Origin of the sequence: Vibrio ostreae, from assembly GCF_019226825.1 — a bacterium.
Lineage (GTDB): Bacteria > Pseudomonadota > Gammaproteobacteria > Enterobacterales > Vibrionaceae > Vibrio > Vibrio ostreae.
On sequence record NZ_CP076642.1, the window covers coordinates 545187 to 559966 of the forward strand.

The 14780-nt window shown below is 47.6% G+C and carries 8 protein-coding genes and 2 tRNA genes; 4 read left to right on the plus strand and 6 right to left on the minus strand.

The annotated features are described in order from the left end of the window. Nucleotides 1-36: 36 nt before the first annotated feature. From nirD to KNV97_RS02455, 3 genes are all read right to left on the minus strand, one after another. Entirely contained in the window at nt 37-363 is a 327-nt protein-coding gene (nirD, locus tag KNV97_RS02445; protein ID WP_218562040.1) for a nitrite reductase small subunit NirD, read from the minus strand. Beyond that, nucleotides 360-2936, minus strand: a complete 2577-nt coding sequence (gene nirB / locus KNV97_RS02450; protein ID WP_218562041.1) for a nitrite reductase large subunit NirB — start codon at nt 2934-2936, stop codon at nt 360-362. Before nirB ends, nirD begins: the two co-directional genes overlap by 4 nt. A gap of 350 nt (nt 2937-3286) precedes the next feature. Continuing rightward, nucleotides 3287-3814 carry a hypothetical protein gene (locus tag KNV97_RS02455; RefSeq protein ID WP_136487647.1) on the minus strand — a complete coding sequence of 176 codons (528 nt, stop codon included), beginning with the start codon at nt 3812-3814 and terminating at the stop codon, nt 3287-3289. Nucleotides 3815-3935: 121 nt separating this feature from the next. Between KNV97_RS02455 and KNV97_RS02460 the strand changes: the two genes are divergently transcribed. The 3 genes from KNV97_RS02460 (at nt 3936) to KNV97_RS02470 (ending at nt 7941) form a co-directional block, all read left to right on the plus strand. Further along, a complete protein-coding gene (locus KNV97_RS02460) occupies nt 3936-5150 on the plus strand; it encodes a winged helix-turn-helix domain-containing protein (protein ID WP_218562042.1) in 1215 nt (404 codons plus the stop codon). Nucleotides 5151-5610: 460 nt separating this feature from the next. Further along, on the plus strand, nt 5611-5805 hold the full coding sequence (locus KNV97_RS02465; protein ID WP_136487645.1) for a hypothetical protein: 195 nt from the start codon (nt 5611-5613) through the stop codon (nt 5803-5805). A gap of 531 nt (nt 5806-6336) precedes the next feature. Then, nucleotides 6337-7941 carry a BCCT family transporter gene (locus KNV97_RS02470; RefSeq protein WP_136487644.1) on the plus strand — a complete coding sequence of 535 codons (1605 nt, stop codon included), beginning with the start codon at nt 6337-6339 and terminating at the stop codon, nt 7939-7941. Nucleotides 7942-8086: 145 nt separating this feature from the next. Here the strand turns inward: KNV97_RS02470 and KNV97_RS02475 are convergent. Together KNV97_RS02475 and KNV97_RS02480 are read right to left on the minus strand one after the other, a co-directional pair. Further along, nucleotides 8087-8160 (minus strand) — tRNA-Cys (locus tag KNV97_RS02475). Between the two features lie 29 nt (nt 8161-8189). After that, a tRNA-Leu gene (locus KNV97_RS02480) sits at nt 8190-8276 on the minus strand. Between the two features lie 857 nt (nt 8277-9133). On the opposite strand from KNV97_RS02480, the gene KNV97_RS02485 reads away from it, so the two are divergent. Then, nucleotides 9134-11317: a hypothetical protein gene (locus tag KNV97_RS02485; protein ID WP_256611834.1), complete on the plus strand. Its 2184-nt coding sequence runs from the start codon at nt 9134-9136 to the stop codon at nt 11315-11317. A gap of 156 nt (nt 11318-11473) precedes the next feature. Here KNV97_RS02485 and KNV97_RS02490 read toward each other — a convergent pair whose 3' ends face one another. Then, nucleotides 11474-14527: an NEW3 domain-containing protein gene (locus tag KNV97_RS02490; protein WP_218562044.1), complete on the minus strand. Its 3054-nt coding sequence runs from the start codon at nt 14525-14527 to the stop codon at nt 11474-11476. Nucleotides 14528-14780 lie beyond the last annotated feature (253 nt).

Consider the following 14780-nt stretch of genomic DNA (forward strand, 5'->3'; position numbering starts at 1 on the left):
TGGCCACCCCGTTGTTGAGAAGGTGGCCAGGTAGTATTACAGTGCGACTTCTACCATGCCGTCACAGACTCGCGTCTGATACGTTTTCACACTGAAACGCTCATCTTCCAGACACAGACCTGTGCGCAGATTAAAGCGCTGTTTTTTCAAAGGACTGGCAACCCACAGCTCGCCCTGATGTTCACCGATAAGACCGCGGGACAAAACGTTCGCTTTCGCAAACGGATCCAGGTTAGCAATCGCCGCCACGCTGCTTTCTTGTCCGGGACGAAACAGGGCAACCTGCTCGCCATTGACCAGCGCACACACTCCGGTTCCCGGTACAATCTCGTTGATGTCACAAATTTTTAGCCACTGACTCATGCTTCATTCTCCAAAGCCACATGTAAAATGTCACCACGCTGAGCAATTGCACTGTCGGCGTGTTTCTCCGCCCACGTCGCCGGACGATGCTGATCGCGCTGTGTGACAAACAGCACATTGTCATCACGTAACTCACTGTTAATGAAGTGAGAAAAACGTTTCAGCTGCTGAGGATTGTCTAGGGTTGCCTGCCACTCACACTGATACTCATCCACCAGGCGCGCGACATCGGCTTCTAACTGATCGTTGATACCCAATTTATCCTCGACAATCACCTGACGCAGATAGTCGATACCACCTTCCATGTTTTCCAGCCATACGGAGGTACGTTGCAATTTGTCTGCGGTGCGGATATAGAACATCATAAAGCGGTCGATGTAGCGCAGCAGCGTAGCCTGATCCAGGTCGCTGGCCAGTAAATCGGCGTGGCGCGGCTTCATCCCGCCGTTTCCGCACACATACATATTCCAGCCGGCATCGGTCGCGATAATACCGAGATCTTTACCCTGCGCTTCCGCACATTCGCGGGTACAGCCAGACACGCCGAATTTCATTTTATGCGGCGTACGAATACCCTTATAACGATTTTCAATCAGTACACCGAGGCCAACGCTGTCTTGGACGCCGAAGCGGCACCAGGTTGACCCCACACAGGTTTTTGCCATGCGCAGCGCTTTGGCATAGGCCTGACCTGTTTCAAATCCGGCCTCCAGCAGTTTGCGCCAGATAGCCGGTAAGTCATCTTTTTGCGCGCCGAACAGACCAATCCGCTGGGCACCGGTCACTTTGGTGTACAAATTATATTCAGCAGCTACATTGGCCAGCGCAGCCAAAGCCTGAGGTGTCACCTCACCACCTGCCATACGCGGTATCACCGAATAGGTGCCGTCTTTTTGCATGTTGCCCAGGAAGTTGTCATTGGTATCCTGCAAAGCAACCAGAGACGGTGACAGTACGTGCTCGCCCCAGCAAGAAGAAAGGATCGAACCAATCGCGGGTTTACAGGTTTCACACCCATAACCATGGCCGTGCTTTTCCAGTACCTCGGCAAAACTTTTCAGTCCTTCAATGCGAATGAGATGAAACAGTTCCTGACGCGAATAAGCAAAGTGCTCACAAATATCACGTTTCACTTCGATACCCGACTTGGCTAGCTCCGCATTCAGCACCGAAGTCACCAGCGGGATACAACCACCACAGCCAGTCCCCGCCCCGGTTTCTGCTTTGACAGCAGCCAGGGTATGGCAGCCTTGCGCGACAGCCTGGGCAATCTTGCCTTTCGTGACATCAAAACAAGAACAAATCACGGCGCTGTCCGGCAACGCATCAGCGCCGAGCGCTGGTTTTTCTGCTCCGGCATGGGCAGGTAAGATCAAGGTGTCCGGATGTTTGGGTAATTCAATATCATTAAGTTTAAGTTGCAGCAGATCGCCATAGTCCGCGGTGTCGCCGACCAGAACAGCACCGAGCAGTTTCTTACCATCTTCCGAAACGATAATGCGTTTATAAACTTCCTGCTCTTCATTCTGATAGACGTAACTTTTACAGCCCGGTGTACGCCCGTTAGCGTCACCAATCGAACCGACTTTAACACCCAGCAATTTCAGCTTGGCGCTCATATCCGCGCCGCTGAAGCTGCTGTCGTTGCCGGCCAGATGATCAACCGCCACGGTTGCCATCTTGTAGCCCGGTGCAACCAGGCCAAAGAACTGTTGATTCCAGGAGGCACATTCGCCAATGGCATAAATGTCGGGATCCGATGTCTGGCAGCGATCATTAATCGCAATACCACCTCGCGGCGCAATGTCGAGCCCCATCTGACGAGCCAGCTTGTCCTGCGGACGAATACCGGCAGAGAAGACGATGAAATCCACCTCAAGATGAGTGCCGTCTGCAAACACCATGGTATTACGCGCCGCTTCGCCACCTGCAACGATTTCCAGCGTGTTTTTACTGGTGTGAACCTGCACGCCCATCCGCTCGATTTTGTTGCGCAGCTGCAAGCCACCCTGCTGATCCAACTGCTCCGCCATCAGTACCGGAGCAAATTCGACCACATGAGTTTGCATACCCAAAGCTTTCAGTGCACCGGCCGCTTCCAGTCCCAGTAGTCCGCCGCCAATAACAACACCACTACGGCTTTTCTTGGCGCAGGCTTCAATCGCTTTGAGATCTTCAATCGTACGGTATACAAAACAGTCTTTACCTTCATTGCCTTTGATAAGCGGAACAAAAGGATACGAGCCAGTCGCCAGAACCAGTTTGTCATAGTGAACCTCACGGCCCGCACTGGAATACACTATCTGCTGCTCACCGTTAATATTGACAGCGCGCTCACCAACATGCACTTGGATACCATGTTTCTCATAGAAGCCCGTAGTGACCAAAGAGAGCTCTTCTGCGGTATGGTGAGAAAAATAAGAAGATAGGTGAACTCGGTCATAGGCAATGCGCGGCTCTTCACAGAACACAGTTACCTCTAATTGAGTGGCGTCCATTTTCTCCACAAGATCTTCAAGATAGCGATGGCCTACCATGCCATTACCTATGATGACCAGCTTCAATTTGCTCATACGGATTCCCAGATAATTGTCTTAATTCGTTAATCCGGATTGTTATTTATGAAAGAAAATGAATTAATGATGTAAATCAATTACAGAATTGAACTACCCCAAAGGGGTAGATAAGAAGTTAACAACTGTTCAACAACTGATGTGTAAAGGTAACCCGTATCCGGTTCGCGCCGATTTCTCTGCACCTTTGCTTTCAGAGTTGGAAAATTACAACAACTCGCCGTTGGGCTTTACAAACCAACCAGATTGATTCAACGCATCAAGATTCAATACAAAAAAAGGTTCAATACAAAAAATTGGGTTGCCAGACGGCAACCCAATACTCCCTGAACCAGACTTGCTTATACTACTTAAGGTTTCGTTTTGTTATCCAGTGGCACCATGATGTGCGCATAGGGTGTATCCTTCCACATCACATAAGGACCGCCGTTATATGGATCGTCACTGATGCCCTCTAGCATTGATTTAGGCCCGACGATCATAATGTGGGGGCCTTCTTTAACCCACACACCACCATCATTCGGGTCGGTCGCTGCCGGGCTTGCGTTACTGACCATGGCGTCGCCTTGCATCATGTATGAGAAGCCGATTTTGTCCGTTTCAAACGGTTCTCCTTTCGCCGCAGCCTGTAGCAAAGCGCTCCATACCGGATCATTACACATGGGATGAGTGTCGCCTGCCATCACCGGAATGCCCGGCATACAGTGCCAATGGTTCCCTTCTCTAAGCACGCTGCCATCCGTATCGACAATCGTTGCCATTGAGCTTAAATCACTGTGTGCGGCGCTTTCTGCCCGCTGGATTTTTTCATCCATATCAGCCGACGCAGAGAAAGCAATCACAGCCAGCGCACATGCCGATAACTGAGTTAATCTCATCGGAGTTCCTCCTCACTCGCTTTACATCAATAAACTTAAGCGCTATTGATAAATCTATTGATGGTAATTTCATGAGATTTTGATGAGATGCCGCTACACCCAGTTCAACGGGCGGAAAACCATGGCTGATGAGCGTTTAGCGAGCCGGCAGCAAGAGCTCCGCTCGCTTCAGAATTGTATGAATTCTTTACAAAGTGACATCGTATTTATCCATGGCATGAAAGGCGTCGGGAAGACAACATTACTGACGGAGTTTGCTCGCCACTGCCCTGCCTACTGCCACGTTATTGACTGCCATACAGAACTGCAAAGCCATAACACAACCAAGACGTTGAAAACTAAACTGGCGGCGTTACTCCGTCAAACCACGCTCAGTTCTGTGCTGATCGTTGATCACATCGATTGTACGCCTCAACTCGAACCCTGGATTAGACAAGCAACTTACCAAGCCGCATTACCGCCGGGGAAGGTAATCATTGCAGGCCGATCACGACCCGACATGAGCTGGATGATAGCCAAACCGTTCAACTACCATTTTCACAGCCTCACTCTGCAACCACTGACCAGTCGGAATGCCCATCACTACATCACTTCACTAAATGTATCGCAACCGATTGCGGGACACATTCAGCAGTTAGCACACGGCCATCCGGCAGTACTCAATATTCTTTGCGCTAATGCCAGCGTGTTTAACCCTGATAACCCGGCGCACAACGATTGTTTTGAACTGATTCATCTGCTCATCAACTATTTCTTTCCCAACCGGGAGGATACCGCCATCCTGAAGAATCTGGAGCTATTCACCTTTGTACCGCACATGAGTGAGCCTGGTTTGGCATACATCAGCGAAAACAAACTCGGCCCCTGCGATTATCATCAGTTAAACCGGCACTGGGCTATTGAGCACCATCACGAAGGACTCTCCCTTTCACCGGTTATTGCCCAACTGATTCACTCTCATTTGCAGGCCAGGGATCCGCATCGCTACAAACGCCTGCAGTATCGATCCCGGCTTTGGGTGAAACAAAATAACGCCGCCCCACTCACCTGGTTTATACCGGCTCAGCGGCAACTGCAGTTGGCTGGAAACAAAGTCGATTTAACACCATTAGAAAATGGCGTTCTTGCTGTGTTAATGACTCATCAGGGCAATGTGGTCAGCAGAAAGGCCTTACTGGAACAGGTGTGGGGAATTCATTACGAAGGAGCAAGTAACGTCGTCGACACCATTATCGTTTCACTGCGGCGTAAACTGGCAGCGCAGTCAAAAATGATAGAAACCGTCAGAGGCGTCGGTTACCGCCTGAACATCGACTCTGACCTTACTGAAAACTGAATCTCGTTATCACAACTCCCCCTTCAGTCCTTTGCTTTAATCACTCGGTTATTTAATCAGCAGTTCATTGATTGTCACTCACCGCAAAGGTGTAACATCTGTCACTTGCTAATGTTACAGGTGTTACACCTTGAGAGTCTAAAAGCATTCATCCTAACTATATGTATAATAATATTATTTCAAAAAGTTCACCTACATATTGTTTCCCGGTCTGTACACAATGTGTCACACCCTTGGTTGTAACGTGGACACTTTATCCACTCTCCCTTTTAAGTATTTTCAATAAATTATGATCTGGATCAATATTTGCTCCGTACGAGTTAGCAGGCTTATCGGCAGGACTGTATCAAAGCTTTTACCAACCGGTATTTGATTCAATTAGACGTTTTTATCACCTGTCATTAAGGCGTGTAATGAGAACGCGACGCGCTAAGGTCGCGAGAATCTAGGAGATAAGGTCATGAAAAGTATAAGTTTAAAAGCATTAGTTCTGGCAGTTGCACTGGTGATTTCTAGTTTCGGAGCCAGTATTGCTGTCGCTCAACCCAATCAATCATCAACCGGACTGCTAAATAGCGTCGTGGTCACCACATCAGATCAAGGCCGTGAAGGTGATGAACCATGTATGGACGAGCCTGTCTGCCGAGGTTGGTAATGAGTTTTAGTGTTCCATCACTTCTGTCAGGGCCGCCACGGCCCTGATTTTTTATATTTAAGCAGTCTGCACTTTAGACAACGCCATTCGCTGACCCACCTTTTTTGTGGTTTGACACACAATTCCTTGAACTGGAAGGCATTTGCGTTATTTGGAAGACAATAATGTCGCATTGAGACAATCACCCACTACTCGTTACTCAGTACGATAACCTCTTCAACCTTTAGGACAGCCTAGTACGCAAGCGGTCACGAATGATGAGTTCCGACCTAACGGTCAATAATGCATGCAGTCTGCTAACACGGCTCAGTACAATGAAGACTAATGTTTCGCACACAACACTTTAAACCAAGCTCAAAGCCATCTGTATCGGATAAAATCACCACATTTGACTTACACAACGCTATAAGGCTACAATTTTTGCCATAGATTTTCATTTGTGCACTAATCATTTAATTAATACCACGTAGGAATTAGCCAAACGGACTGGCTTACCATACATTGAACACAAAACAATTTGAGTTGATCTTTATGGAAGATGCTTTAAAAAAATACAGTATAGAAACCACTGACTATCAGGTCGGTCAGGACAATGTTCAAAAATGGGGCTTTGATGTACATAACCCAGTTTTTGGCATCAGCGCTGGCCTCATTATTGTTTTCCTGGCCACACTATTACTTGTCGGACCGGAAACCGCTAAAGAGTCATTAAACACTTTGAAAAATGGCATCATCGAACAGTTTGATTCGCTGTTTATGTGGGTCGCCAACTTTTTCGTCCTCTTTACCTTCATCATCATGATCTCTCCTTTAGGTAGGATCCGTATCGGCGGCAAAGAAGCAACACCGGATCACTCCCGTGCATCCTGGTTTTCGATGTTATTTGCCGCCGGTATGGGTATCGGTCTGCTGTTCTGGAGTGTGGCTGAGCCAACCGCATATTATACCGATTGGTGGGGTACACCGTTTAATGTGACCCCAAACACCCCGGAAGCAAAATCTCTTGCGATGGGGGCGACCATGTTCCACTGGGGAATTCACGGTTGGGCAATGTATGCGATTGTTGCACTGGCCTTAGCTTTCTTTGCATTTAATAAAGGCTTACCTCTGTCTCTGCGCAGCGTTTTTTATCCGGTACTGGGCGATCGTGCCTGGGGTTGGACAGGGCATGCGATTGATATTATGGCGGTACTGGCAACTCTTTTTGGTCTTGCAACCTCATTAGGTCTGGGGGCTCAGCAGGCCACCAGCGGTATGAACTACGTGTTTGGTACCGATGGCGGGATCGGTATGCAGCTGTCGGTCATCGTGTTCGTCACTTTGATTGCGATTATTTCCGTTATTCGCGGCATCGATGGCGGCGTTAAAGTATTGAGTAACGTCAACATGGTGTTCGCCTTCGCACTGTTGGTATTCATTGTTGCTGTGACCTTCAATCTGACTGTAGAGTCCATTCCTTTCACCTTGAAAGCTTATGTTGAACATATTCTTCCACTGAGCTACCCGTATGGCCGTGATGATGAAGTATGGATGCACGGCTGGACTGTGTTCTACTGGGCGTGGTGGATCTCATGGTCACCATTTGTCGGTATGTTCATCGCTCGCGTTTCTCGCGGTCGTACCGTGCGTGAGTTCCTGTTTGCGGTGATTTTTGTCCCTACTCTGCTGACGCTGCTCTGGATGGCTATTTATGGTGGTATTGCGCTGGATCAGGTCGCTAACAAAGTGGGTGAACTGGGAGCCAATGGTCTGACCGATATCTCGCTGACCTTGTTCCAGGTCTACGAGCAGCTGCCATATGGTACGGCAATCTCGATTATCTCTGTCGTACTGATCCTGATTTTCTTTATTACCTCATCAGATTCAGGCTCACTGGTCATCGATAGCATTACCGCCGGCGGTAAAATCGATGCCCCGGTACCGCAACGTATTTTCTGGGCGAGCGTCGAAGGCGCAATCGCGGCGGTGATGCTTTGGGTTGGCGGCAAGGAAGCACTGCAAGCATTGCAATCGGGTGTGGTTGCGACTGCTCTGCCGTTCAGTATCGTGCTACTGGTAATGTGTGTAAGCTTAGTGAAGGGACTGCGCTCTGAGTATCATGTCTACGATAGCCAAGCCATTGCGGTTAAATCTTAATACGCGATACCAATGGAAACACACAAACAGATCAAGGTCAGCTTATGCTGGCCTTTTTCATGGAAGCTCGTCGCGGTTACTGAACGCCAGATACAAAAAAACCAGCTTTATGCTGGTCATGTCGTTCTCACAATAAAGAAGAGAATGGAGGCGCGTCCCGGAGTCGAACCGAGGTCCACGGATTTGCAATCCGCTGCATGGCCACTCTGCCAACGCGCCTCAATAGTAGATGGTGATAAGTTGATTGATGGTGCCCCGGGCCGGACTTGAACCGGCACAACTCGAAAGTCGAGGGATTTTAAATCCCTTGTGTCTACCAATTTCACCACCAGGGCAACTCAATCAAGCGATGGTCACACCATCTGTTCTAACGACCTGTGCCGTGAGAACGAGGTGTACTTTAACGGATTGAGTTTTCAGGTCAACAAGAAATTTGATATTTATCAACTGACTGAACAACAAACGTGCCAATGGGATTATTTAACGCACAATATGGATAACAAGACATCGCTTTCTTTACGTCGCCCGGACTCTGAATCAAAACAGTGTCAGAAAATAGCCCCTCCTCACCACAAACCTTGAGGCGCAGATAACTCATAATCCTGCATCAATGATGAGATCCACTTGTGTACTAAGAACAAGGGATCAAGCAAAAACCAAAAGTGTTCAACTGTAAACTTAACCGTCAGAGGCTTACACTTGGTTTAGCTTTTGCTTAATCTTATGATTTCCAAGTCATATTCCAGCATTTTCAAAAAACAATACTGACACATTTGTTAACAATGTGTTCACCCACCTGTTTATCTGCACCATGAAATTAAAAATAATTACTAAAAATCAATAAGATAACTCTTGGTTCATTTCTTGCTCATAAAGTGTTCAGTTGGCAACTCCCCTATAGACATAAGTGATCAGCAATCACACTGGGCCGTTGCCTTAGGACAAAGGGCATAGGAGTTAGCTTGTCCGGTATCTGCACTGACATTAACGGTCAGACGGAATATCGAACATTCAAAGAGCCCTTTTATCAATTTTCAAATGAGAAAGAAGGTAAATGATGGAACGCTTAATACACAGCCGACTTATCAGAATACTCAGTATTGCGTTGATGAGTACGGCGGCCCTGTATGGGTTAATGAAGTCTGCGCCAGCAAGTGCCGGAGCTTATCCAAATTTGGATGCGGTCGCCTGTATGGCTGATGCATATCTAATGAAACCAGGCAACTCGCTTCCTCAGGATGCACTGAACTGTACCGCGAATGATGTTGAGATAACTCAGGTCACGCCAACAAATCCGAACGAAGAATGTACACCAGGACAGGTATTTTCATTTAATGCAGATGTGACAATTCGTACCAACGCAAATGAGCGTTATGACACCACCTTTTATCTGCCATTAACGGAAGACAGCCCACAGGTTGTTCAGGATGGCGGTGATAACTGTAGTATGATTCTGCCGATACCAGGTGACAGCGGTTATTCTGCTGACGTTGAACTTGATGGCGACGTCTGTGGTGATATCAGTAAAGCCGCGGGCGAAGACACCTACGTACTGGAAAATGAAACAATCACCATGCTCTGTGCGGATGAAGACGGTGATAATCGTGCCGATTTCACCTATTGTGCTGCGTGGGATAACATCGAGCGAGACAACTGTACACTGGCTGAAGACCCATACCCTGGTCAGATTCCAAATACCAAATCTAAATGTAACTGTGATACGTTTAACATCGACGTATTCATAAAACCTACACCACCAGTCATTGTGAAAAGTGAAGGCAACCCAACGACTCGCTCAGAGCCAGGTGGTACATACACATTTAACCTCAGCTTCACCAACCCTAACAGTCAGACATCCCTGTATCTGAGCTCCGTCACAGATGAAATCGATATCAACGGTGATGGCAGCTACGATAAAACGCTGAATTTATGGGGTGCGACATCCTCACCTGGCGGTGACGGTGTCTATCTGACCGCGACGAACTGTACAGTGGGTTCACCTTTGCTAGAAATAGCACCTAGTGGTACCTACAGCTGTCAATTTACAGTCCATATTGTGGATACCGATCTGCCAGATGATCAGAGCCCGGAATTGTACAAAGACGTAGTCAAAGTCACTATGCAAGATAAAAATGGTGATGCGGTGACCAACGGTGAAACCTGTCCTGCGGGGGTTGGGACTTCTGCTGCCGGCGAACATTGTAGTGTGGAGAGAACCGTTCAGGTTACTAATATTCCACCAACGATTACCGTCGTAAAAACAGCGAATACCGACGAGGTTTTGGAACCCGGTGCGAATGTGACTTACACTGTAACCGTCACCAATACCTCCCAAGACTTTGACTCACCAGTACAACTGACTACTCTGACCGACACCATTGGTGCTGTTGTTCAAGACCTCGATGGTATAGGTACTTGTGCCACTGGCGGTTACATAGTTAACGGTGCTATGAATGCTTACACCTGTACTTTCACGCAATATGTGGGAGGAGATCAAGGCGAATCCGTTACTAACGTCGTTAAAGCCGTTGCAATTGACAATGAGAGTGACGAGGCGATGCACTCAGACTCATGGACCGTCTCTATTCGCGACGTCCCATCTGTGGTTGAATTAATCAAAGAGGCCAACCCAACCTCAGTGGATGAGACCGGCGACGATCCTACTGTCTATCGCGACGTAGAATATACCTTTACCTTCAGTGTCAAAACTGTGGATAGCATGGGTAACCCTACCGTTGATGACGTGACTTTTGATAAGTTGGACGATGATAAATTCGGCGATCTGACCAGTCAATGTTCGGCTCTTCCTGTTACACTCAGTCCAGGACAATCCGATAGCTGTACCATTACACTGCAACTGCAAGGTAATGCAGGTGATGAACACGTTAACGTCGCAACCATTTACGGTACAGACGAAGACGGCCTGATGGTATCGGATGATGACGACGCAATGGTTACTTTCTTGGATCTGCCTCTGCAGTTAACCCCAGAGTTTGCCATGAAAGCGACAGCGTTTGTTCGTATTGTAAACGGTAACGTGGACAATATGACCATTACCACTATGAACTTCAATGGTGTACCTGTCTTCGACGGTTCAACCGACGGTTCTAGTTTTGTGATAGAAAATAACGCCGCAATGAGCAGTTATGATGCAGTCGTCGCACCAGACTTCTGTACCACAGGTACAGTACTGATCCCAGGAGACGTGTATGAATGTGCATTTACACTCAAACTACTCCCAGGCTTTGATCCTGCCGATGGAAGTATCAACCTGCTGAACGACCTTGATATTCAGGTCTCTGATGACGAGGGCAACATCGAAAGCAGCTCTGTTGGTATTCAAATCGTAACCAACGAGCCAGCATTAGCTCCATAGTCTGAAATCACGACAAATCGAGCGAGTGCGCTGACATTGACCTGTTAAGACTTTCACAGGAAACAAAAAGGCGATGATACCTATCATCGCCTTTTTCTCATCAATCTCATCAATCAATCATTCGACAAACAGGATTAATCCAACCCTGCGATGACATCATTTTTTACCTTTACCACTGTTATTGCTTGGCCCGGAATTACTTGATGTCGAGCTGTCCATCCCTATCGATACCGTAGCAGTCGCGGTTTTCTCACCGTCTGTAATGGTATAAGTGAAACTATCACTGCCCTTAAAGTTCTTCGCTGGTGTATACAGCAGTTGTCCGCTAGCGGTGATGTCAACCGAGCCCTTAGCTCCTTGAGTCACTCCACTGATGCGCAATGTATCACCATCCGGATCACTGTCGTTGCCTAATACGTTAATCAATGTCGGATCTTTAGCTAACAATAATACGCTGTCATATACTGCCACAGGCGCGTTATTGACCGAATTCACAACGACATAACTTAGTGAACTCTTGCTGACAACACTGCTGTCGGTCGCACTTTGCGCAAGTACTGCGATGTTATAAGTTCCATCGGCGGCATGGGTAGCAGACGTTACCGCGATTTGCATGGTGCTACTCTGGCCTGAAGCCAGTGAAATGATACCATGAGTGCTACTCCATCCCGACGGGACCTGAGCAGACACACTGTAGCTTGTCGCTTCGCAATCGGTACTATTCTGATTAGTTACAGTCACATTGTAAGTCACCGTGCTACCTGCTGTTACCTCGCCACTGACCGATGCAACCGAGATACGTGGTGCAGCTTCTACACACAGAGCTTCGGGCGCTGCGACGATATAACTACTCTCAGCACTACTGTTATAGGCAATATCTGCGGTGTTATACGTATACACATCGACTGGGTAGACACCCTCAGATGCGGTATCCGATGACGTCACGCTCAGATTGACTGAAGCGGACTGGCCCGGAGCAAGTGCTACGCTACGGCTGTCTGCCGTCCACCCATTCGGCACATTTGCAACTACATCTACCGTTGAAGACTCGCAGCTCATGCTGTCTTTGTTCGTTACTGTTGCGGTATAACTCACCGTCGTTCCAGCTGCAACCGCTCCTGTTTGACTGGCAGTCAAAGACAACACTGGATTGCCCGGTACACATTGTTCAACAGGAGCATCAATGGTGAGATTAACGACTGCGCTCCCTATATCACGACTGTCAGAGCCATTGGCGGCAGTAAAGGAAAGACTATAGCTTCCTTCTGCCACCTTATCTGATGGGGTAACATTTAGCGTCACTGTCTCAGTTGCTCCGGCAGCCAGAGAAACAACCGAACTGGTGCTTAGCCAACCATCCGGAACCTCCGCGGACACGTTGTAATTGGTTGCTGCACAACTATCACTATCGTTATTGACGACAGTTACGCTATAACTTGCCGTATCACCTGCCAATACCGAGCTTTGGTTTGCAACGACAGAGACGCCAGGGCTCGATGATGAGCACGTCGCTTGGGTAAAGCTCACGTGCACACTAGCGCCAGTACTATCGGCCCATTCAGTGGTAATTGTGATCCCAGCATCGGAATCAGTAAAACTATTTCCGGTCAAAAGAGCGGCATCATCCAGATCAAACAGGCTACTTTGTGGCGTCATATCCAATAGTTGGCTACCGCGCGTACTTGACTCCGGTGAACGGTGTATCACCACACCATTCGTTACACCCGGCTTATTACTGAGAAAACTATCAAATCCAATCGCCTGACGATATTCAACGTAATACCATTGCTGCTGACCGGTTTCAGGATCAACTCCACGCGGAATCTTAATTCCTTTAGCAGAATCGCTCAGAGTAGTCTCTAATGGTTCGATAATGTAGCTAGCTTCGGTGTCAGCTTCTACAATGTCACCCGAATCGGTAGACAACCATCCCAATTGTTCTTTGTTAAATGCATTAAAATGACCTTCAACACCGTATGCGCCCATAATGTCCAATGTGTCGCCGTAGGTAATCGCTAAACAGCCCTCTCCTATGATTTCATTTTTACAATCAAGATATTCAGCATGATATAGACCGAAATTATGCCCCAATTCATGACCAATAGTATTCATGGTAAAAGAGCCATTGATATAAGCACGCGTCTGAGTTCCCCCCAGAGTCCCCATTCCGGTCCAGCCACAGCTGCTGTTCTTAGGGAAGATGTAGACTAAACGTTGATAACGACTTACATCGACACCACTATCTTCGGCCATCTGTTTAGCATTGACATAGATATCCCAGGAATCACACGTCGAAGCAATCGGCAACGTATAATACCCGACAACATCCCCGGTTAGCCAAGTGCGACCATCAGAGTTCTCTTTGTAATAGTCACTGACAGGCCCGAAAACCAAATCTTGCGTTTCTTGCGCAGTCCAGGGTTCCTGAATATTGTCCTGGAAGTTAATCAGCATCACCAAAGTACGCTGTTCACCAAAAGTGTTTGTGGATGCGGAACTTCCCGTTGTTGACGTTCCGTCCTGTGCCAACAAAGCTAATGCTTCAGGATCGTTTTCAAGTACCAATGAATTGGTGCTTTCCTCGCTATTATCAAATCTCCAGCCATGGGCACGAACTTTTTCCCCACTAGAAAACGACTGCACTGCTGACTTTTCAGCCATGTGCAACTCAATACGACCATTGGCGGTTTTCAAAATATGACGCAGACGGCTTTTACTGTGATCTTCGTAATCTTCATAGAAAACTTCCAGCTCGCCATCCAGAGTCTTTTTTTGCTCCAGATATTGCGAGACAGCATCAGGCATCTGCTGCCGTTCGGCAGCAGTCAACACCGCACCGGCCACAGCCGCAGGATCGGATTCCATCAGCTGCTTTAAATAGTCTTTGCGCTGTTTAGCCAGACTAACCATCTGATTGAGCGCCGACTTTTTATCGGCTTTGTCAGCGCTACGGTAAGTGTTCAGCGAATCGACCAATGCCTGAGTTTCAGCTTTTGCTTGCAAGCGATTTTGTTGAGCGATCTGCTGGCCGTAATTCTGACCAGACAAATCTTCATAATGGCTGTGGCTTAAGCCATGATCTTGATGTACCTGAGAAGCGCTGGCGAAGGGAACGATAAACAACAAAGAAAAAGCACCGAGTAACAGTGCGGATGCTTGCTTACTGCTGCGCACAGCGTCATCACGGAAATTAAAATGGAGATTAAACATACTTTTAGTTTCTCAGGATTTAATAATTAATGCCGGATATGAAAGCCTTAGTTCACACAAACACCAAGCCTGTGGACAAGCTAAAAAGCGTCCATATTTCAGCAACGAAATTTAATTTAACATTTTGAATTTAAATACTTTTTAACACTTAACCAGCATACCAAACAGAATGAGTCATGCCTGGCACGCAGACATTGAGTTAAGGTAAAACGCATTAGTTTCGGGAAACACAAGAGCGGCATAACAGCAGATA

Bases quoted from the DNA above. Each gene is read 5' to 3' on its own strand.
- KNV97_RS02470 (WP_136487644.1), top strand. From the start codon at position 6,337: ATGGAAGATGCTTTAAAAAAATACAGTATAGAAACCACTGACTATCAG.
- KNV97_RS02485 (WP_256611834.1), top strand. From the start codon at position 9,134: ATGGCTGATGCATATCTAATGAAACCAGGCAACTCGCTTCCTCAGGAT.
- KNV97_RS02460 (WP_218562042.1), top strand. From the start codon at position 3,936: ATGGCTGATGAGCGTTTAGCGAGCCGGCAGCAAGAGCTCCGCTCGCTT.
- nirD (WP_218562040.1), bottom strand. From the start codon at position 363: ATGAGTCAGTGGCTAAAAATTTGTGACATCAACGAGATTGTACCGGGA.
- nirB (WP_218562041.1), bottom strand. From the start codon at position 2,936: ATGAGCAAATTGAAGCTGGTCATCATAGGTAATGGCATGGTAGGCCAT.
- KNV97_RS02490 (WP_218562044.1), bottom strand. From the start codon at position 14,527: ATGTTTAATCTCCATTTTAATTTCCGTGATGACGCTGTGCGCAGCAGT.
- KNV97_RS02455 (WP_136487647.1), bottom strand. From the start codon at position 3,814: ATGAGATTAACTCAGTTATCGGCATGTGCGCTGGCTGTGATTGCTTTC.
- KNV97_RS02465 (WP_136487645.1), top strand. From the start codon at position 5,611: ATGAAAAGTATAAGTTTAAAAGCATTAGTTCTGGCAGTTGCACTGGTG.